The organism is Paraburkholderia sp. (assembly GCF_035948235.1).
Lineage (GTDB): Bacteria > Pseudomonadota > Gammaproteobacteria > Burkholderiales > Burkholderiaceae > Paraburkholderia.
This window is the reverse complement of the sequence record NZ_DASZJJ010000254.1, coordinates 18,633-38,654: the sequence shown is the minus strand read 5'-3', so window position 1 is coordinate 38,654 and position 20,022 is coordinate 18,633. Positions and strand designations below refer to the sequence as shown.

19 protein-coding genes, 1 pseudogene and 1 riboswitch are annotated in these 20,022 nt (G+C 63.0%); of the genes and pseudogenes, 12 read left to right on the top strand and 8 right to left on the bottom strand.

Annotated elements, in window-relative coordinates; translation table 11 throughout:
• The 4 genes and pseudogenes from VG320_RS22260 to VG320_RS22245 form a co-directional block, all read left to right on the top strand.
• Window positions 1-1,113 (top strand): annotated as a pseudogene (locus VG320_RS22260) (hypothetical protein); the annotation flags it as partial.
• An 8-nt stretch (window positions 1,114-1,121) separates the two neighbouring features.
• Window positions 1,122-1,415 carry a DUF2523 family protein gene (locus VG320_RS22255; RefSeq protein WP_327202229.1) on the top strand — a complete coding sequence of 98 codons (294 nt, stop codon included), beginning with the start codon at window positions 1,122-1,124 and terminating at the stop codon, window positions 1,413-1,415.
• A 4-nt stretch (window positions 1,416-1,419) separates the two neighbouring features.
• Window positions 1,420-2,517, top strand: coding sequence for a zonular occludens toxin domain-containing protein (locus VG320_RS22250; RefSeq protein WP_327202228.1), 1,098 nt, complete (start codon window positions 1,420-1,422; stop codon window positions 2,515-2,517).
• Between the two features lie 71 nt (window positions 2,518-2,588).
• Window positions 2,589-3,863 (top strand): type II secretory pathway protein, encoded by a 1,275-nt coding sequence (locus VG320_RS22245; RefSeq protein ID WP_327202227.1) that lies wholly within the window; start codon window positions 2,589-2,591, stop codon window positions 3,861-3,863.
• Window positions 3,864-3,885: 22 nt separating this feature from the next.
• Here the strand turns inward: VG320_RS22245 and VG320_RS22240 are convergent, their stop codons facing one another.
• From VG320_RS22240 to VG320_RS22230, 3 genes are all read right to left on the bottom strand, one after another.
• On the bottom strand, window positions 3,886-4,152 hold the full coding sequence (locus VG320_RS22240) for a hypothetical protein (protein WP_327202226.1): 267 nt from the start codon (window positions 4,150-4,152) through the stop codon (window positions 3,886-3,888).
• Complete coding sequence (locus VG320_RS22235; RefSeq protein ID WP_327202225.1) at window positions 4,149-5,162, bottom strand: sensor domain-containing diguanylate cyclase; 1,014 nt, start codon at window positions 5,160-5,162, stop codon at window positions 4,149-4,151. The genes VG320_RS22240 and VG320_RS22235 overlap by 4 nt, the downstream gene beginning before the upstream one ends.
• A 103-nt stretch (window positions 5,163-5,265) precedes the next feature.
• On the bottom strand, window positions 5,266-5,919 hold the full coding sequence (locus tag VG320_RS22230) for a FadR/GntR family transcriptional regulator (RefSeq protein WP_327202224.1): 654 nt from the start codon (window positions 5,917-5,919) through the stop codon (window positions 5,266-5,268).
• A gap of 205 nt (window positions 5,920-6,124) precedes the next feature.
• Between VG320_RS22230 and dgoD the strand changes: the two genes are divergently transcribed.
• A complete protein-coding gene (gene dgoD / locus VG320_RS22225; protein ID WP_327202223.1) occupies window positions 6,125-7,273 on the top strand; it encodes a galactonate dehydratase in 1,149 nt (382 codons plus the stop codon).
• A gap of 296 nt (window positions 7,274-7,569) precedes the next feature.
• The gene (locus VG320_RS22220; protein WP_327202222.1) at window positions 7,570-7,869 is read left to right on the top strand and encodes a hypothetical protein; all 300 of its coding nucleotides are present in this window, start codon (window positions 7,570-7,572) and stop codon (window positions 7,867-7,869) included.
• 45 nt (window positions 7,870-7,914) lie between these two features.
• Here VG320_RS22220 and VG320_RS22215 read toward each other — a convergent pair whose 3' ends face one another.
• A complete protein-coding gene (locus VG320_RS22215; protein ID WP_327202221.1) occupies window positions 7,915-8,841 on the bottom strand; it encodes a CopD family protein in 927 nt (308 codons plus the stop codon).
• A gap of 573 nt (window positions 8,842-9,414) precedes the next feature.
• Between VG320_RS22215 and VG320_RS22210 the strand changes: the two genes are divergently transcribed.
• From VG320_RS22210 to VG320_RS22195, 4 genes are all read left to right on the top strand, one after another.
• Window positions 9,415-10,170 carry a c-type cytochrome gene (locus VG320_RS22210; protein WP_327202220.1) on the top strand — a complete coding sequence of 252 codons (756 nt, stop codon included), beginning with the start codon at window positions 9,415-9,417 and terminating at the stop codon, window positions 10,168-10,170.
• A 21-nt stretch (window positions 10,171-10,191) separates the two neighbouring features.
• Complete coding sequence (locus tag VG320_RS22205; RefSeq protein WP_327202219.1) at window positions 10,192-11,487, top strand: cytochrome c; 1,296 nt, start codon at window positions 10,192-10,194, stop codon at window positions 11,485-11,487.
• 267 nt (window positions 11,488-11,754) lie between these two features.
• On the top strand, window positions 11,755-12,375 hold the full coding sequence (gene trhA / locus VG320_RS22200; RefSeq protein WP_327202218.1) for a PAQR family membrane homeostasis protein TrhA: 621 nt from the start codon (window positions 11,755-11,757) through the stop codon (window positions 12,373-12,375).
• 213 nt (window positions 12,376-12,588) lie between these two features.
• Window positions 12,589-14,265 (top strand): DEAD/DEAH box helicase, encoded by a 1,677-nt coding sequence (locus tag VG320_RS22195; RefSeq protein ID WP_327202217.1) that lies wholly within the window; start codon window positions 12,589-12,591, stop codon window positions 14,263-14,265.
• 73 nt (window positions 14,266-14,338) lie between these two features.
• Here the strand turns inward: VG320_RS22195 and VG320_RS22190 are convergent, their stop codons facing one another.
• Window positions 14,339-15,172, bottom strand: coding sequence for a ferritin-like domain-containing protein (locus tag VG320_RS22190; protein WP_327202216.1), 834 nt, complete (start codon window positions 15,170-15,172; stop codon window positions 14,339-14,341).
• Between the two features lie 841 nt (window positions 15,173-16,013).
• Between VG320_RS22190 and VG320_RS22185 the strand changes: the two genes are divergently transcribed.
• Window positions 16,014-16,211, top strand: coding sequence for a hypothetical protein (locus tag VG320_RS22185; RefSeq protein ID WP_028217863.1), 198 nt, complete (start codon window positions 16,014-16,016; stop codon window positions 16,209-16,211).
• Window positions 16,212-16,424: 213 nt separating this feature from the next.
• On the opposite strand, the gene VG320_RS22180 is transcribed toward VG320_RS22185, so the two are convergent.
• Window positions 16,425-16,829 (bottom strand): hypothetical protein, encoded by a 405-nt coding sequence (locus tag VG320_RS22180; protein WP_327202215.1) that lies wholly within the window; start codon window positions 16,827-16,829, stop codon window positions 16,425-16,427.
• Between the two features lie 216 nt (window positions 16,830-17,045).
• On the opposite strand from VG320_RS22180, the gene VG320_RS22175 reads away from it, so the two are divergent.
• Window positions 17,046-17,732, top strand: coding sequence for an HAD family hydrolase (locus tag VG320_RS22175; RefSeq protein WP_327202214.1), 687 nt, complete (start codon window positions 17,046-17,048; stop codon window positions 17,730-17,732).
• 104 nt (window positions 17,733-17,836) lie between these two features.
• Here VG320_RS22175 and ribB read toward each other — a convergent pair whose 3' ends face one another.
• Together ribB and VG320_RS22165 are read right to left on the bottom strand one after the other, a co-directional pair.
• Window positions 17,837-18,556, bottom strand: a complete 720-nt coding sequence (gene ribB / locus VG320_RS22170; protein WP_327202213.1) for a 3,4-dihydroxy-2-butanone-4-phosphate synthase — start codon at window positions 18,554-18,556, stop codon at window positions 17,837-17,839.
• A gap of 181 nt (window positions 18,557-18,737) precedes the next feature.
• Window positions 18,738-18,911, bottom strand: a riboswitch (FMN riboswitch).
• A gap of 134 nt (window positions 18,912-19,045) precedes the next feature.
• Window positions 19,046-19,879 (bottom strand): XRE family transcriptional regulator, encoded by an 834-nt coding sequence (locus VG320_RS22165; RefSeq protein WP_327202212.1) that lies wholly within the window; start codon window positions 19,877-19,879, stop codon window positions 19,046-19,048.
• Between the last annotated feature and the right edge of the window lie 143 nt (window positions 19,880-20,022).

Here is a 20,022-nt window from a genome sequence, read left to right as displayed (position 1 = left end):
AGTATGCAGACGCCATTCAACTACGGTGTGTCGATGGGGATGCAGGTTTATCGAACTAGTTCTTGTATGGCGAGTGATTCGAGTTGCGTGAGCTATCCATTGCTCCCTGCACTTGGGACTAGTGGACTCAATTTTGTGCGGAACTATGGTTCGTTGGCGTTGGTTGCAGCAACGATAAATGCGGTCCAGTCGTTTGACCTCTACGAGCAGCAATACGGCTGTAATAGCGGCTTAACTTCAGGGCCGACAATGATCGATGTGTGCTCGTCAGTCCAAGGTGTTGCCGTCACCTGGCAACCGAACGCTGATGGCACTGCTAATACGCTGACAGAGACTCGCACGATCAGTCGCCTTGACGACTCGACTCAGCAGACCGTGGTCCAAACCAGTTCGCAGCCAGTTACGTGGTGGTCGCCAGGACCAGGGGTTGCACCCATAGCAGGAAATGATCTTTCGTCAATCTATTCGCAGTTGACCCAAGCATCACTGAATCAATCACTGGACCCAAGCACGCTTGCTGCGCTCACGAATCAGACGTGGCAGCAGGCAGCCGGTCAGCCGGGATACCAGGGGTTGCCATACACTGTATCGCAACCTATCGGCCTTTCGGACGCACAGGCCTGGCAGTTAGCAAACCCCTCTGCGATGCCGCATGTGGGCGATTTGTTCACACCTGCGAGCGACCCAGGCGTATCGACGGTAAGTATCGATCCAGCGGTTCAGCCAGGCCAAGCAAGTAGTTCAAATCCAGCTAGTAGCCCAGCAATTTCGCCGGGAAACGACGTGAATGTGGTTAATACGCCGAATGTGAATGTGGTGAATAAGGTAACCGTGGATTTTGGAAGTGACCCCGCTGTGCCATCGCCAACGCTGGAGGCAACTCCAACGATTTCGATGATTCTTTCGCCGCTGTTGAACCTATTGCCTGATCTTAAGCACTGGACGGTCCCGGCGCACAGCGCTGTGTGTCCGGAGCCTTCGTTCACAGTACTAGGGCACTCATTCACTTTGACCACGCAATGCGACTTAGCTGAATCAAATCGGGCGGCAATCTATACCGCGTTCGCCGCGATGTTTACGCTCGCCGCCCTATTTGTCGTCTTGCGTGCGTAGGAGACCGCATGTTTTCAATTCTTGTATCTGCGGCGAACGTTGCGCTTGGATTCCTGCTCCGCTCGGTCATCGCGAAGTTCTTCTTGTACTTCGGTCTGTATTTCTTTGTCACCGAGGCGGTGTCGTTGTTGCAGTCGGCGAACATCCTGCCTTCGGCGGCGTCACTCGCAGGCGCACTCGGTTCAATTGGTAGCGATGTCTGGTACTTCCTTGATTTGTGCGCGTTTAGCTATGGCGCGCCGCTGCTAGTGTCCGCCTACGTGACGCGCTTCATCATCCGGCGGCTGCCGATCATTGGGTGACGCGATGGCGATCAACGTTTATTCCGGCGTGATGGGCTCGGGCAAATCGTATGAGGTCGTGCAGGGTCCGCTGCTCAGCGCCATTGGAAGCGGGCGTCGTGTTGTTACAAACGTCGACGGTATCAATGAAGAGCGCATTCACGAGTTTCTCGCGAACAAAGCACGCGGTGACAACGCAATGCTCGGTGCAGTGGTGCACGTGCGTACCGATGAATTTCTGAAACCAGGCTTTTTTCCAGTCGAGCATGAGTCATCCTCGGGAGCGACCGTCACACCCGGTTTCGTGCAGCCCGGAGATTTGTTGGTAGTAGACGAGGCATGGAAGCTCTGGAATTCCGACAAGAGAATTTCCGATGAGCACATGGCGTTCTTTCGAATGCATCGGCATTTCACGCATCCAGAGACCGGCGTAGCCTGCGACGTGGTGTTGATGGTTCAGGACATTAGCGATCTGCATCGCAAGGTAAAGTCTGTGGTCGAACTATCGTTTCGGATGCACAAGCTCAAGTCGCTTGGGCTGTCGTCTGGCTACCGCGTCGAGCAGTACGAAGGGTGGAAGCAGAACGGTCGGACGCGGACCGCTACCTACGTGCGCAAATACAGCAAGCAGATTTTCCCACTCTACAAGAGCTATGCCGGGATCGGCGGCAAGGAAGCCGTGGTTGACAAACGGCAGAACATTCTGCGCAACAAGCGTTTGTGGCTAGTCGTGGCCGCAATGGTTGTTATGCCGATTCTGGCCGTGCGGTTTCTTTGGGCATTCTTCCACCGCGTGTCGCATGGGCATTCGACGGTTGCGACGGCTTCTGTGTCTGCTTCGCCTGCGGCGTCGTTCGGGGCTGCTGCGGACGGTTCTAAGCCGTCGTTTTCGGCAAACTGGCGGATTGTGGGCAGTTACACCGGCCCGGGCCGATCCTGGGTGGTTCTAGCTGACAGCTCGGGGCGGCTGCGAATGGAAAGCCCGTCGATGTTTCAGAATACCGGAGTGGTGCGCGTCGGCACCGTAGATGGCGAGCACGTCTCGACATTTTCCGGCCCAAATCCGTCGAGCATCAGCCCAGATCGTGCCGTTTCGGGCGGTCTGGCGGGGGGGGCGAAATGAGGTGGACTGCGGCTATCTTCTGTTTCGCAGCTAGCGTTGGCCACGCTGCTGAATCACCCGTGCCGGCCGCTATGCCGACGTTACCGCCGCTACCTTCAGTGGTCGGTCTTCCAAACGAAAGCAGCGCCGGTCCGCTGTCGGCTCCTCCGCTGGTGCCATTGAAGATGGGCAACGCGAAGTCGGTCGATCTGCGGTTTGTCAATGTGGCGCAGGTTATCGATCTGGTGTTTGCGGACATGCTCCAATCCGAGTACGTCATCTCGCCTGAGGTGTTGGCAGATACGCGCACAGTGTCGTTCCGTTTCGATCGTACAAAGGGTGATATTCGTGACGTTCTCAGTCAGTTCCTCTCGTCGCTGGGGTTCGGCATGGTCAACAAAGACGGAGTCGATTATGTGTTCAAGCGCAAGGACGAGGAACCAACGGAGATAGACAGGAAAGTGTTCGTTTATGTGCCAAAGTACCGTACGGCGGACTATCTAGCTCGGCTGGTGCAGCCGCTGTTTAGCGGGCAGTTCACAATGAACCGTGCTGTTCCTGCACCAACCGGTGCTCGTGCGAAGTCCGATGCCCCCCCTACGTCTGCTGCGGCGATGGTCGATCAATCTTCTGACACGATGGTGTTTCTAGGCTCGGCAAAAGAGATCAACATGCTCAAGGCGGTGCTGCCACAGGTGGATACCAAGACAGGCGAAGTGGCGATCCGCGCGTGGGTATATGAAGTTTCAACGGAGAACGACAAGACGACTGGTTTCCAGCTCGCGGCAAGTATTCTTGGAGGCCGCCTGGGGGTTTCGTTGGGTGCGGGAACGGTGGACAACAACGCGAACGCGCTGCGGCTGCATACGGGCTTTCTTGATGCAGCGATTGCAGCGCTTGACTCTGATAGCCGGTTCCGTGTGATTACGTCGCCGAACCTGCGCGTCGAGTCGGGCAAACACGGAAGGTTGAACGTCGGTCAGTCGGTGCCTGTTATCGATTCGGTCTCGTATCCGAGTACCAACGGTGCACCGGTGCAGTCGGTGACATATCAGGATGCAGGCGTTATCTTCGATGCTCAGCCGACCGTACGTGATGACGTAATTGATACCGACGTGACGGTTGAGATTTCGGACTTCCAGAAGACCAGCACGGGTGTGAATAATTCGCCGACCAAAAACACGCGCAAGTTGGAAACGAGCGTGGCGCTGCGCGACGGCGAGGTGGTGGTTATGGGCGGCTTGAGTCAGGGTAAGGACTCGACGATTATCAGCGGCGTCCGCTGGTTACCGTCATTCATGGATGGCCGCAGCATCTCGGATACCCGTTCTGATATTGTGTTGGTCCTACAAGTGAACAAAATCTAGTCAGTTGCTGGTCGTTTATCTGTCAACCGAGAGTCAACGCCATTGCGGCACAATGCAGCTTCAAAGCGAGCAAGGCCACGCTAACCTTATGAATTGATGGATAAAGCGGCAATATTGCGGGACAGTTCGACGGAATCATAATCCGCAGGTCCGGGGTTCGAATCCCTGATTCGCCACCAAATGCGAAAGCCGCTGTTTCGAAAGAAACAGCGGCTTTTTCTATTTCCGCGACCGGAATCAGGAAGCAGCCTGAAAGCGGCGCGCGATCCGCGCCGCCTGCCAGCCTCACCCCACCACTTTCCTGCCCCGCTTCGCCACATACATCGCCTTATCGGCCAGATCGATGAGCGCGGTCATTTCCACGCCGTCGTCGGGCAGCACGGCAACGCCGACGCTTACGCCCAGTTCGATCGCCTGCCCTTCGAACTCGAACGGCTCGCCGACCTTTTCCGCGATACGCCGCGAATGCGCCTCCGCGTCCTGCCGCCCCACCACACCTGGCAAGATCATCGCGAACTCGTCGCCGCCCACGCGTGCGGCCGTGTCCACACGCCGGCTGTTACGCGCAATACGCGTAGCCGTCTCCCTGATCGCCGCATCGCCAGCGCGATGACCATATCGGTCGTTGATCGGCTTCAGACCATCCATGTCGAGATTGAGCACGCCCAGGCCGCCCGCCGAGCGCACCGCCAGATCCACCGACTGGCGCAGCCGATCGTAGAACAGCGCGCGGTTCGGCAAACCCGTGAGCGCATCGTGTGTCGCGCGCATATAAAGCTCGCTGGTCTCGTGACGCGCGGCGTGGAACATCGCCGCTGCGATCAGGCCGGAAATCAGCGAGAGCGCCGCGATGTCGTCGTCGCTGAACGCGCTCACTTCGGGCGCCACCACCTTCAGCACGCCCACCGTCGTTTCCAGATGCTTGAGCGGCGTCACGATCATCGAGCGCAGGCCCGCGCGGCGGCAGGCCTCGCGATCGACACGCGGGTCGTTCTCGGAGTCGTCGCAGCGCAGGATCTCGCCCGTGCTCACACACAGGCCCGAGAGGCTCGAACCGCGCGCGAGGCGCAGGCCGAGCATGCTCGCCACGCTGCCCGAGGCGGCGCGATAAACCATGTCGTTGCCTTCGGCGAGTTCGACGGCGGCGCCCTGCGCGCCCGTGAGCAATTCGGCGCGCTCCGCGACGAAGGCCATCACGCCGCCCAGGTCGAGGCCCAGGCGCGCGATGTCCGATTGCGCGCGGATGATTTCGAGGAGCGTTGCGTTGTCGAGCTGCGGGCCGCCAGGTGCGTTCATCATCGTGTCAAACGTTTGCGGAAAGTGATCGTCGGCGAAAACGGCCGGATTGGATGCGAGGCATGCGCGCGCAAGCATAACAAACTCGCGCGCCACCTCAGCAGCTTCAGCCTTCGATGCGCTCGCGTGTCACGCGCAGGAGCGCGGCCATCGCTGCGCGCGCGGCGTTCGCGTCGCGCCGGGCAATCGCATCGGCGACCACGGTGTGGTCGGGCAGCGCGGCGTTGAAGACGTCGGCGCGTTTGGCGTTCACGCGCAACTGGCCTTCGAGCGTGCGCCCGATCAGCGCGCCCAGCGGCACCAGCAATTCGTTGCGACACGCCGCCAGCACGGCCAGATGGAAGCGCAGATCGGCACGCACCCATTCGTCGACGTTGCGCGCGGCCTCCATCGCCGCGTGCGCTTCGTCGATGCGCGCCAGCGCCGCGGCATCGTGCGCGCTTGCGGCCAGTCCCGCCGCGTATGGCTCGATCATCTCGCGCATTTCCTGCAGCTTGAGCGCAAAAGCGAGCGGCGGCGCGACGCGCGCGTACCAGTCGAGCAGATCGGCGTCGAGCAGGTTCCACGCGGTGCGCTCGCGCACGCGCGTGCCCACTTTCGGCCGCGACTCCACGAGGCCCTTGGAGGTCAGCGTGCGCAGTGCCTCGCGCAACACCGTGCGGCTTACGTCGAAGCGCTCCATGAGTTCGGCTTCGCGCGGCAGGATTTCGCCGGGCGCGTGGTCGCCGCGCAGAATCGCGCTGCCGAGTTCGAAGGCCACCGTGCCGTGCAGATCGCGCTGAATGGCTGTTCTCCTGGATATTGGGAATCGACGAGAAATAATACTATTAATAGCACTTTATCGCGAATTTCGCCCATTTTTGCAGTAGCATGTGCCCCAGGACGCGCCGGGAAGCCAGGACAGCCATGCCGCCCGCGCCGTGCACCTTACCGTTCAGGACTGGACTTGAATCCGGAGACACCGCATGAAAATCACCAAGCTCGAAACCTTCGTCGTGCCGCCGCGCTGGCTTTTTCTCAAGATCGAAACGGACGAAGGCATCGTCGGCTGGGGTGAGCCGATTGTCGAAGGCCGCGCGCATACGGTCGAAGCCGCCGTGCAGGAACTCGCCGATTACCTGATCGGCAAGGACCCGCTCTTGATCGAAGACCACTGGCAGGTGATGTATCGCGCGGGCTTCTATCGCGGCGGCCCGATCATGATGAGCGCGATTGCGGGCGTCGATCAGGCGCTGTGGGACATCAAGGGCAAGCATCACGGCGTGCCCGTGCATGCGCTGCTCGGCGGCCAGGTGCGCGACCGGATCAAGGTCTATTCGTGGATCGGCGGCGACCGTCCGAGCGACGTTGCCAACAACGCGCGCGCCGTGGTGGATCGCGGCTTCAAGGCGGTGAAGATGAACGGCTCGGAAGAGCTGCAGATGATCGACACCTGGGACAAGGTGCAGGGCGTGATCGACAACGTCGCGGCCGTGCGCGAGGCCGTGGGCCCGAACGTCGGCATCGGCGTGGACTTCCATGGCCGCGTCCACAAGCCGATGGCCAAGGTGCTCGCCAAGGAACTCGATCCGTACAAGCTGATGTTTATTGAAGAGCCGGTGCTCTCCGAAAACGTCGAGGCGCTGCGCGACATCGTCAACCAGACCAGCACGCCAATCGCGCTGGGCGAGCGACTCTACTCGCGCTGGGACTTCAAGCACATTCTCGCCAATGGCTTTGTGGACATCATCCAGCCCGACGCCTCGCACGCCGGCGGCATCACCGAATGCCGCAAGATCGCGGCGATGGCCGAAGCCTACGACGTGGCGCTCGCGCTGCACTGCCCGCTCGGCCCGATCGCGCTGGCGACCTGTCTGCAGATCGACGCGGTGAGCTACAACGCGTTCATCCAGGAACAGAGCCTGGGCATCCACTACAACAAGGGCAACGATCTGCTCGACTACATCCGCAATCCGGAAGTGTTCAAGTATGAAGACGGCTTCGTGTCGATCCCGCAGGGTCCGGGACTCGGCATCGAGGTCAACGAGGAGAAGGTGCGCGAGATGGCGAAGACCGGCCACCGCTGGCGCAATCCGGTTTGGCGCCACGAGGACGGCAGCGTCGCCGAGTGGTGATCGGGCGCAGATGAGTCCGCGATGTTGCGGCGTTACGTGACGACCCGAGCGGGCCGTGTTTCAGCGCCGTAACGTTTAAGGCCGATTTCTGGTTCGCAGGCCGCGTAGTGCCTTTTGGCACTCGCGGCCTTTGTCGTTTTCGCACACAACTTTTCTGCGCGCGAAGCCTTGCCGCACAAGGCTCCGGCGCTCCGGAAAAAACGCTGCAAGCCTTATGCAGCGCGCCAGACACGCCGCTGGCCTGCTCCTTGCTGAATCCCCTGTGAGACCAACACAAAAAGCTACAGGGGATACACATGGACTCCATGCTCCCGGACTACCTGATCCGCGAACAGGCCGCCGTGCTCGCACTCGTCGTTTTTGGACTGACGCGCATCATTGCCGCCGCCGTCGCCTGCACGCGCGGCTGGCGCATCGCGGTGCTCGAGCAGAGCTTTATCGGCGTGGCGGTTCTGTGGTGCGCGCCGCAACTCATCGAGCTGATCGCGCATCCCTCGTCGGTGGCGGCGCTCGCCGAACTCGAAGGCAAGGCCATTGGCTGCGCCATGGCCCTGTTCTTCTCGCCGATTCTCAGCCACCGGTTGGGTTATGAGTGAGCGCGCAACCAGCCTGCAACCCAGCCTGCGACCCAGCGTGACGTTTCAGCCTTGCAACACGTAGCCCGGCACGCTGTGCGCCAGCACGGCCGCGACCACCAGCACGGCCATCATCACCAGCGCTTCGAGATGCAGGACGTTGACGAAGCGCCTAGCCGCGCCGGTCGAGGCCGCACGGCGCAGTTCGGGCATCGCCACCACGCGGTTGAAGCCGCCCAGTAGCAGCGCCAGCACGACCAGCGCGAGCTTGGCGAGCAACACGTGGCCCCAGCTGCTCACTTCCAGCGCCTCGATCGAACCGCCCGTGCCGCGAATGCCGTTGAACACGCCCGTCGCCAGCACGAGGCCGACGGCAAACAGCGCCACGTTCGACACCTGCCCCGCGGTGCGGATCAGTACGCCGCGCGCCGTCGATGCGCCCAGCGCGGGCAGCACCGCCAGCCCGCCCGCCATCACCACGCCGCTCCAGGCGCTCGCGCTCAGCACGTGCAGCGTATGCAGGCCCAGCGCCGCCGAGGCGAAGCCCGCATCCGCCGCATGACCGAGACCCGCGCGCCCCGCCGCCACCACGATGATCGCCAGCCACAGCACGCCGTCGCGCAACGGGCTGGCCGAAGCGAGCGCTGTCGCCAGCAGCACGAGCGCGCCTGCAAACGCAATGCTCCACGCATGGCCAACGTGCGTCTGGGAAAGCACCGTCGAGACCACGCCGAATGCGCCGGGCAGCGTTTCACCGCTGATCGACGCGCTCTCGTACAGCAGCCACATGACGAGCGCCACGACCAGCACGAGCGCCGAAGCACGCAGCGAGCGTTGCGCGCGCAGCCATGCGAGGCGCGCGGGCGCGACGGCGCTGCGCGCGTCCTTTTCCAGCCACGCGCCATAGAGCGCCGAGCCCAGCGCGAACGCATAGGCCAGATTGACGAGCGAGGCCATGGCGACCTGCCCGATCCAGAGCCAGTCAGCTTTCATCGGGCGGCGTCCTCCCGAAGCTGGACGGACCTGGCAGGCGAAGCGCAGTGCGCGCGGGCGTCAAGGCACGCGTGCTGCATCGAATCGGAAAATGCGGAGAGTGCGAAAAGTGCAATTGGAGTCATCGAGACGAGTGGCAAGGAAACAACAAGAAAACGGACCGAGGGCAGTTTGAGGAAGTCGCAGAAAGCCGCGCGCCTTTTTGAGACGCGCCTGCTTCGATAGCCAGGGCGCGGATCGGTTCAACGTCGCCTGCATGGTTTCATCCTCGAACGCGCCAAAAATCATGCGCGAAGGCAGGGACAATCCCGAGTCACGGATCGGCTAACAGGTGCAGAATCATAACCGGCGTCGTTGCGACCATCCGCCGCTATCGGGTTCGGGTAAGCCCGCCCAGGCGAATTGCCGGAATGCGGAAAAAGTCTCGAGCGTGGCACCAGGCGTTTATCGGGACAGTCGGGTTGCGATGATAAAAAAGCTGGCTGCGTTGTCTTAAGCGCACGGTCTCTTCGCTTTCATCGCGCGCAGCCTCAAGCCGGGCCGCACGAAGCCTGGTCAGGTCCACGATAAAGAATGGAGTCACGCGTGTCCCCAAGACGTATCCTCCGACCGCTCATTCCGCTCGTCGCGCCGTTGGGAGCCGCACTGCTGTTCGGCACGACCGGAATGTTCAGCGCAGCTAGCGCACAGACCCCGCAACCGAAAGCCCCCGACACGATCGAATCGCGCGTGCAGGGCTGCACCGCGTGTCACGGCTCGCACGGCCAGGGGACCGACAACGACTACTTCCCGCGTCTGGCCGGCAAACCTGCCGAGTATCTCTACAACCAGCTGATGAATTTTCGCGACGGGCGCCGCAAGTACCCTCCGATGAATTACCTGGTCACCTATCTCTCCGACGAGTACCTGCACGAGATCGCCACGTACTTCTCGCAGCAGCGTCCCCCCTATCCGCCGCCGTCGAAGCCCAATGTGGGCGATAGCGTGATCGCGCGCGGCGAGGCCATCGTGCTGCACGGCGACGCCGCCAAACAGGTGCCCGCGTGCGCGGCCTGTCACGGCGCGAAGCTCACCGGCATGGAGCCGGCGATACCGGGTCTGGTCGGCCTGCATTCGGACTACATCAGCGCGCAGATCGGCGCGTGGCGCTCGGGTTCGCGTCACGCCAAGGCGCCTGACTGCATGCACGAGATCGCCACGCGCCTCACCGACGATGACGTGAACGCGGTCGCCGCCTGGCTCTCCACGCAGAATGCGCCGCAAAATCCCGTGCCGGCAGCGGCGGGCTCGTTGAAGACGCCGCTTGCCTGCGGCAGCGAACCGCAATAACGCGCCGGGGGAGACAGCCATATGAACCGCAAGTCACTGTTCGCCCTGTCCACCGTGGTGCTCGCCGCCGCGGCGGCGCTCGTGCCCGTGCTGTGGACCGGCAACACCTATCTGCACAACAGCTCGGCGCAAGCCGCCACGCCCGTCGATCAGTCCGATCTCATCAAGAAGGGCGAATATCTCGCCCGCGCCGGCGACTGCATCGCCTGCCACACGGTGCGCGGCGGCAAGATCTTCGCGGGCGGCCTGCCGATGGCGACACCCTTCGGCACGCTCTACACGCCGAACATCACGCCCGACGATAGTGCCGGCATCGGCAAATGGAGCGCCGACGACTTCTACCGCGCCATGCACACGGGCCGCTCGAAGGACGGCAGCCTGCTCTATCCGGCCTTCCCGTTCACGAGCTACACCAAGGTCTCGCGCGCGGATTCGGATGCGATCTACGCCTATCTGCGCTCCGTGCCGCCGGTAAGCGTGCCCAGCCGCCCGCACGAGCTGAAGTTCCCGTTCAACAACCGCAATCTGCTGATCGGCTGGCGCACGCTGTTCTTCCGCGAGGGCGAGTACAAGCCCGATCCGACCAAATCGGTCGAATGGAATCGCGGCGCGTATCTGGTCGAGGGTCTGGGCCACTGCGGCATGTGCCACACGTCGATCAACATGATGGGCGCGCCGGTCAACTCGTCGGCGTTCGCGGGCGGGCTGATTCCGCTGCAGAACTGGTACGCACCCTCGCTCACCTCGAGCGAAGGCGGACTGGGCGACTGGGATATCAAGGACATCTCCAGCCTGCTCAAGACCGGCGTATCGCAACGCGGTGCGGTGTTCGGCCCGATGGCAGACGTGATCCATAACAGTCTGCAATATGTCTCCGACGACGACATCCAGGCGATGGCGACCTATTTGAAGACGATTCCGCAGAAGAAGGAAGCGCCCGAGAACATGCAGATGGAGACTTCGGATACGTTCGGTGGCGAACTCTTACAGCAAGGTCAGAAGATCTACCATGACCAGTGTGCAAAGTGTCACGCGGAGAACGGCCTCGGCATGCCGCCGAATTTCCCGCCGCTCGCGAACAATCAGTCGATCCAGATGCATTCGGCTGTGAATCCGATCCGCATGGTGCTCAACGGCGGCTATCCGCCCAGCACGCAGGGCAATCCGCGCCCTTATGGCATGCCGCCGTTCGCGCAAGCGCTGTCGAATCAGGAAGTGGCAGCGGTCGTGACCTATATCCGCATGACATGGGGCAACAAGGGCACGCCGGTGTCCCCACAGCAGGTGGCCGATCTGCGCTCCGCGCCGCTCGACTAGGGTCTGCCCTGCTATAGTGACGTCTGCCTGATAAGGGCGCAGCCGGCAAAACGCCGCCGGCTGCGCCCTTCGCTATTTGGCGGTCCGCCCAGCGGACCCGGGCAGTCGAACAAAGTTGAACGAACGGTTTTTTTGAGCACGGCGCGACAGGCGCACGGCACGCGGCAGCAAAGCAGGTTTGCAGCGCCGCACCGGCGCCACATCGTCATGACGACCCAGAATCGGCATGGCGACGCTGCGGGGCAAGAAGAACAAGGAGTTGTCGTCATGCACGCTGGTGAGCGTCTGAACAGCATTACTCACCTCGTGGGCGCAATGTTGTCGATCGCGGGGCTGGTTTCGCTCGTGACGCTCGGGGCGCTCGATCACGACGCGTACAAGGTCGTGAGCTTCGCCGTCTACGGCGCGATGCTGTGCGCGCTGTACACGATTTCCACGCTGTATCACGGTGTGCGCGGGCCGCGCATCAAGGCCGTGCTGCAGAAGTGCGACCATGCCGCGATCTATCTGCTGATCGCGGGCAGCTATACTCCGTTCTCGCTCGTTACGCTGCGCGGGCCGTGGGGCTGGTCGCTCTTCGGCGTAAGCTGGGGGCTGGCCGCACTCGGCATTGCGCAGGAGCTTACGCTTGGGCGCCGCACGCGGATGTTGTCGATGGTGCTGTACGTGGTGATGGGCTGGCTCGCGCTGGTCGCGGTCAAGCCGCTCATCAGCACGTTGCCCACAGGCGGCGTCGCGTGGCTGCTGGCCGGCGGCATCATCTACAGCGTCGGCATTTATTTTTTCGTCAATGACGAACGCATCCGGCACGGACATGGAATCTGGCATCTGTTCGTGCTAGCCGGGAGCGTCTGTCAATTCGTGAGCGTCGCAGGCTACGTCGCCTGACGCATCCCTCCGGGAATCCACACGAAGTCATATCGCGCGGCGGCCGCAGTGTCCGCGGCCGCGCGATGCAAACCCATGCCAGCCGGCGCTCCTGAGAAGCGCCGACAAGCGGCGCGCGCACTGGCGTGCCGTCCGAATCAACGCGAGCGGATCCTGGCGCGCCGGATAACGGCAGCGCCTGCCGCCCGCGATACTGCAATACAACAGGTGTTTATGTCTTTCGATTCTCTCGGCTTGTCCGAACCGCTGGTCCGCGCTGTCAACGAACTCGGCTACACCACGCCTACGCCCATCCAGACGCAAGCCATCCCGGCCGTGCTCGGCGGCGGCGACCTGCTCGCCGGTGCGCAGACTGGCACCGGCAAGACCGCAGGCTTCACGCTGCCGATCCTGCAACGCCTGACCGACAGCGCCGCTCCGGCCGCGAACGGCAAGCGCGTGGTGCGCGCGCTGATCCTCACGCCCACGCGTGAGCTGGCCGCCCAGGTGGAAGAAAGCGTGCGCGCCTACGGCAAGTACCTGAAGATCAAGTCGACGGTGATGTTCGGCGGCGTGGGCATCAATCCGCAGATCGACGCGCTCAAGCGCGGCGTGGACATCGTGGTGGCGACGCCTGGCCGCCTGCTCGACCACATGCAGCAGAAGACCATCGACCTCTCGCAGCTCGAAATCCTCGTGCTCGACGAAGCCGATCGCATGCTCGACATGGGCTTCATCCACGACATCAAGCGCGTGCTCGCGAAGTTGCCGCCCAAGCGCCAGAACCTGCTCTTCTCGGCCACTTTCGCCGACGAGATCAAGGCACTCGCCGACAGCCTGCTCGACTCGCCCGCGCTGATCGAAGTCGCACGCCGCAACACCACGGCGGAAACCGTGGCGCAGAAGGTTTATCCGGTCGATCGCGACCGCAAGCGCGAGCTGCTCACGCACCTGATCCGCCAGCACAACTGGTTCCAGGTGCTGGTGTTCACGCGCACCAAGCACGGCGCGAACCGTCTGGCCGAACAGCTTACGAAGGACGGCATCAGCGCGCTGGCGATCCACGGCAACAAGAGCCAGTCGGCGCGTACGCGCGCGCTGTCCGAGTTCAAGGACGCCACGCTGCAGGTGCTGGTGGCAACCGACATCGCCGCGCGCGGCATCGACATCGATCAACTGCCGCATGTGGTCAACTTCGACCTGCCGAACGTGCCGGAAGACTACGTGCACCGCATCGGCCGTACGGGCCGCGCGGGCGCGACGGGCGAAGCGGTGTCGCTCGTGTGCGTGGACGAGCATCAGCTGCTCAAGGATATCGAGCGCCTCATCAAGCGCGCGGTGCCGCAGGAAGTGATTCCCGGCTTCGAGCCGGACCCGAACGCGAAGCCCGAGCCGATCCAGCGCCGTGGCCAGCCGCAAGGACGCGGTCAGCAGCAAGGGCGTGGCCAGCAAGGCCAGGGACGCGGCGCGTCGCAAGGCGCGAACGGTGGCGAACGTGGCAATGGCGGCGGCGCGAAGCCCGCGCAAGGCCGCGAGTCGCGCGGCGGCAATCGCGAGGGTGGCCGTGAAGGTGGTCGCGAGGGTGGCCGTGAAAGCAATCGCGCTTCGGCGGGCAACGGCGGCGGTAATGGTGGCAACGGCGGTGGCAATGGTGGCCAGCGCGCGGCCAAACCGGCATCGAACGCTATCCGCACCGCGAAGCCCGTGAAGCAACAAGCCGCAGCGAACCACAACGCCAACCCGGGCAACCGTGGCGAACACACGCGCCGCGAAAGCCAGCGCGGCGTCTCGCACGAGAGCGCACTGGGCCGTCCGCAGCGCAAGCCGCAGTCGAACCCCGGCGCCCTGCTCGGCGGCGGCGGACGTCAGGGCGGCTCGCGCCGCGACGGCAACGGCCAGCGCGACCGCTGATCGGCACAAACCGCATCTTGATGCAAAAAAAGCCCGCTAGACAGCGGGCTTTTTCTTTATCGACGCCGAAAAATCAGCGGAAGAACACGTGCTGCGTGATCTTCGTGAGCGGATAAAGCACGCTCGGAGCAATGCGCGCGGGTAGATCGAGCGGCTTGAGCAACATCTTCACGCACATGTCGGCGGACAGATTGTGGCGCACCAGCTTGTTCACGCGCGCGGTGAGTTCGCGGTTATAAGCCGAATCCTTCGCGCGGTCGGGATAGCGGATCGCGAACACATGACGCAACGCGATCTCCGAGTCCTCGTTTTTGATCTCCATCACGCGGCGCATCAGCGCACCCAGCACGGCGATGCGCCCGTGCCCTTCAACCTGGTTGTACTTCTTGAAGTACTTGAAAAAGTGCTTGTAGTGACGCACTTCGTCGGTGCGGATGTTGTCGGTGATTTCCTTGAGCACCGGCTCGTCCGAACATTCGTTGATCGCGCGATAGAGCGTGGCCGTGCCCGTCTCCACCACGCAGCGCGCAACCATTTCGAGCGCGCGCGTCTTTTCGAACTCTTCGAACGAACAGGTCTTCGAATATTCCTCGAAGAAGTTGCGAAAGGCGGTATCCCAGTCGAATTCCGGCCACACGTAGTTGATGTAGGTCTTCAGCGCGCGGCCGTGCTGGAGTTCCTCGTGCTCCCACTCGTTGTTGAGCCAGTCGGAAACTTCCGGATCGCCGTTGAAGAACACGCTCAGGTTGCTCGTGTACAGGTCCGAGCCGCTTTCGATAAACGATGCCGCGCACAGAAGCAGCAGCAGGTCTTCGTTGGCTGCGGCACGTTGGCGGTCGATCCGCGTGAGGTCGATGTCTTCGATGCGCCAAGGCATCACATGACCTGGCTCAATATCATTGCGCATTCTGTCGTGCTCCCAAAGCGGTATCGGCCCATGCTGCACCGGTCCTCGCTAGCCGGTCTTGCGCCCAGGCCGCGTAGCGAAAGGTACTAGCCCTTTTAACTTCATCTTAGCTGCTGTTCTGCAAAGCTGCAGTCCGATAGCACAGACCGATCCCGATCCCGCCAGTTCCGGGCAGTATCGACTTTGTAAGCCTCTATGGACGCCTGGCCTGACTGATGCAGAGCACGGCTGACTGCGGATGCGAGCCTGCCTTTCAAACACGCTGGGGGCCGCATTTCGCGCCGCGCCCGTTGGCTGCGGGCGTACAACGGTTTGCAATCCTGTGCAATTGGCGCGCCTGAAAGCTGGCGTCAATGGGATAAAGGGCTAAAACGCATAACTGAGGAATCCTTCCACGCTGGCCGCTTGACGATGTGCGCGCCAGCGGTGCGCAGCCTTGAAGCCTGTCGATTCAAACGATACGGCGTGGCGCGACGCGGCGCGAATCATTGCGCATTCTTGCATCGCGGCACGAACTTCAAGTGAAATCAAGGATCTGCGCGCGCGGCTCGACCGCCGCTGCAGGCGCCGAATGTCAAAGGGAATATTTTTGGGGTGTGGTTTGTACAACGCAACGCGTTTGCCTACACTGCAGTTCCCCGGCGCCGATCCAGGCTGGATGTCGTTTGGTTGATTCGTCGATGGCCTTTCAGGCTCATGACGCACGACAGCAAACGATCCGCCCATCCGGCATGCGCATCGCGCCGTCGCAGGCTTTCACGCACGCCCACCGCATGACTGTCAGCTCGTCGCTTAAGCCCACGCGCGCGTTGACCTCTGATGCGGCAACACGGAGAGAAAGATGCTGAGTCCGCATGAATTCGCCACCCTGCTGCTAGTGAAGGACGCGCCCAATCAGATTGACATGGAACGCGAAGAACTGGACGCCCTCCTCGAACGCCAACTCGTCCAACTGGAACGCCTCGCCTCCGGCCTCCAGCAATGGCGGCTGACTGAAATTGGCGATTCTGCGTTGCGTGCGATCAAACGGTTTTCCTGACCCGGCGAGCCTTCCCGGAACGATCCGTCACTCACCCCATTCTCTCGACCTGTGCGGACGTTGGGATCGTCCGCCAGAACGCTGTGTCGAGCCCATCCCCGATGCAGGCGCACGGCAGTAGACGTTTGCGCCTGCAGTGCATGGTCACGCGGACCCGCGCGCTTCATGCCCGCGTGACCATTTTTTTATCGCTGCACGTTCTTTCCCGCTCGCTCAACCGCCGCGCAAGGTGGGGTCCGCCGACGCGCGCCAGGTGAGCGCCTGCGCGCGCTGCGCGTTGAGATACTCGACCCAGGCATTCCGCGCGGCGGCGCCCGGCGAAGCGGCGCCACCGGCGTTAGCCGCGTAATGCTGCGCGAGGCCCGCCTGGAAGCCGCAGAACTGATCCTGCGGCAGCTTGCCGTGGCGGTTCGCGACATAGGCGTCATAAACCGCCGAATAGACGGCCTGCGTGTCTGCGCCGTAATCGGGCTGCTGCGCGCCGCACATCTGCTGCAGGTCGGCGAAAGGCGGCGCGCGCCATCCCCCCACCAGCCCCGACGTATTCGCACAGCCACTCACACCCACGGCCGCGCATACGATGAGCACCGCCGCGCCGGTCATCGCAAGTCCACGCATCGCTTTCCCCACTGTCGAATTGATCGCTCATTGTCGCATCGCCCGGCGTGCGCGACACCCAGGACGCACGGCCCGCGCGGCCACCGCCCCTGCGAGCCGACGCCATGCCCGCAAAAGCACGTATCATTAGGCTTTCAAACGTCCCGCCTTGCCGGCCCACGCGGGCTCGCCGCCTGATTTCAGGTCGCGAGCGTCCCCGCCTTTTTCGTCTTGCGCATGATCGACCATCTCATCTGCGACTGTGACGGCGTGCTCGTCGACAGCGAAGTCATTGCCGACCACGTCATCTTCGATACCCTCAGCCGCACGTTTCCCGGCGTCGATTTCCGCGCCGCCGTGGCTGGCGCATTCGGCCAGCAGACCTCGCGTTTTCTCGCCGATGTCGCCACGCGCTTCGATCTGACGATGCCCGAGAATTTTCTCGACACCATCGATCACAACTGCGAAGTCGCGATCGCCGAATCGGTGAGTCCGATCAACGGCGTGCGCGACGCACTGCGCCAGGTCAAGCTGCCCGCCGCCGTGGTCTCGAACAGCCGCCTCACGCGCGTGCACGCCTCGGTGCGGCGCGCCGGGCTCGACACGATCTTCGGCGACCGGATCTTCAGCGCCGAAATGGTCTCGCGGCCCAAGCCTTATCCCGATGTCTATCTGCATGCGGCGCAAACGCTCGGCGTCGAGCCGTCGCGGTGCCTGGTGGTCGAGGACAGCCTCTCCGGGCTGAACGCCGCGCGCGCGGCGGGCATGAAGACGATCGCCTTCGTGGGCGCGAGCCATATCCCGTCGGGCTATGCCGACGTGCTGCGCGAGATGGGCATCACGCGCATCATGGAACACATGGACGAACTGCCCGCGCTGGTGGAAGCGGGCGTGCGCGGCGAGTTCGGCGACGTGCAGTCTTAAGCCGATTCAATAAGCCGCCTGACAAGTAAAACGGCGCGTGGGCCATAAAGGCCACACGCGCCGTTTTCGCTTTCAAGGACGCCTCATCACAGCGTCCGTGAGCCTCAAACCAGCTCGGCGCTACGCTCGCGCGCGAGCGCCAGCGACTCGCGGAATTCGACCAGCTCGGCGATCGTGAGCATCGGCAGATTGTGCAGCTTCGCGAAGTCGTCGACCTGCTGGCCGCGCGCCATCGTGCCGTCCGGGTTCATCAGCTCGCACAGCACGCCGGCAGGAGCCAGACCCGCCAGCGCGGCCAGATCGACCGTGCCTTCGGTGTGGCCACGGCGCGCCAGCACGCCGCCCGGCTGCGCGCGCAGCGGGAACACGTGGCCCGGACGCACGATGTGTTCGGGCTTCGCATCGGCGGCGATGGCCGCACGGATCGTCGTCACGCGGTCAGCCGCCGACACGCCCGTGCTCACGCCGTCGCGCGCCTCGATCGAGACCGTGAAGGCGGTGCGGTTGCGGCTTTCGTTATGCGAGACCATCGGCGGCAGTTCGAGCGCTTCGACTTTCTCGTCGGACAGGCACAGGCAGACGATGCCGCTGCACTCGCGGATGAACAGCGCCATCGTCTCGTTGGTCAGGCGCTCGGCGGCGCAGACGAGATCGGCTTCGTCTTCGCGGTCGTGGTCGTCCTGCAGCACGACCGGACGGCCTTCGCGCATGGCTTGCAGCGCGGCGGCAATGCGCGGCGGCACGGCTTCGGTTTCGAGCAGGGGAAGATCGGCGATGGCGTCGAACGGCGCATCGGCGGATACAGCATTGCGGGTAAAGGACATGTGAAACGCTCCTCGCAAGAGTTGGGCGAAAAACGTTTCAGGGCATTGCAAACAGACAGGAATCCCCGTCGCACGTCGTCCGGCACACGCCACGCATCTCGAAAATCGACCGGTAAAGCCAATCGACGATGACACGCGCGCAGGCCGGAAAGCCGCGGCGGATGGGCAAACATGACCATCTGCACATCTTCTTCCATCCGGACTATGACCGTCGGCTCTGGCTTCGCACCAGATCTGCTGACCCCACGCACATTCAAACCACTTCGCGCGGGCGCTCGCGGGCTTGCTGGCTGTTGCCTTGCGGCGCAGCCGGCTTACCGCCGGTGGGGAATTTCACCCCGCCCTGAAGACGCACTGATTACCGGCCTGATTTAGCCGGCGGGCAAAGAATACAACAGGCCGCACTTTCGTGCAGCGCGGTAAAAAACCAGTAGACAAAAGGCGCGCGGCGGGTCTTGTGCACTGCACCACGCCGTTTTTGGGCTGCGCTCACGCCGGCTGTTGCGCAGCCAGCGCTTCGCCGTTGCCGTTGCCGTTGTCGTTCACGCCCACGCCCACGCCTTGCGGCACATCCCAGCGCGGCGGCGTTTCGGCGTTGAGCGTCACGCGGAACACGCGCGCTTCGGTGTCGCCGGGATTGCGCAGGCTGTGCGGCTGGTCGGCATCGAACACGATGGCGTCGCCGGTCGCCAGCAACTGGCGGCGGTCGTGCACGCTCACTTCCAGCGTGCCCTCGCTCACCACCAGATTGACCGTCGTGCCCGGCGCGCGGCGCGTGCCCGGCTCCGTGTGCAACGGCGCGATGCGCAGTTCGTGGAATTCGGCGGTGGCCGGGCCGTCTTCCGGATACAGCGCGCGCGCCGAATAACGGCCATCGGCGCTGACGCGGCGTGCGGCGCGATCGGCAGGCAAATGCTCGAAACCGCTCACCGCATGGCGACGCAAAAACGCCGATACCGACACCTTGAGCGCTGCCGCCACCTTGCACAGCACCTTGATCGACGGCACGCTGCGCGCCGACTCGACCTGCGCAAGCATGGCGCGCGAGACACCCGAGGCGCGGGCCAGGGCGTCGAGCGACAGTTGCCGCTCGGCACGCAGTCGCGCGAGATTTACGCCAACCAGATATTCGAGCGCGTCGAACGGGCCTTCGCCGCGCACGGCGCCGTTCGTGCCGAGTGCATCGGCGGACAACGCCGATGACGGCACACCGAGATCGTCGGCGATGTCATGTTGCGAATCCGTCGTCCGATGCGTAGTACTGCGATGTACGTTCGGACGATCGGCCTGCGCGTCCCTCACGAGCGCGAGCGGTGAATGCATGGCTGCCTCCCAGGCGCGCCGTTAGTGGCGCTAGAACTTGAATGGAGGCAAGACTAGCATCGGCTCCGGCCGCGCCCAACGAAGTTATCTTCACACTGATATCAGCATTGCAGAGCGCGATTTCGGGAATGCTTTCGCGTCCT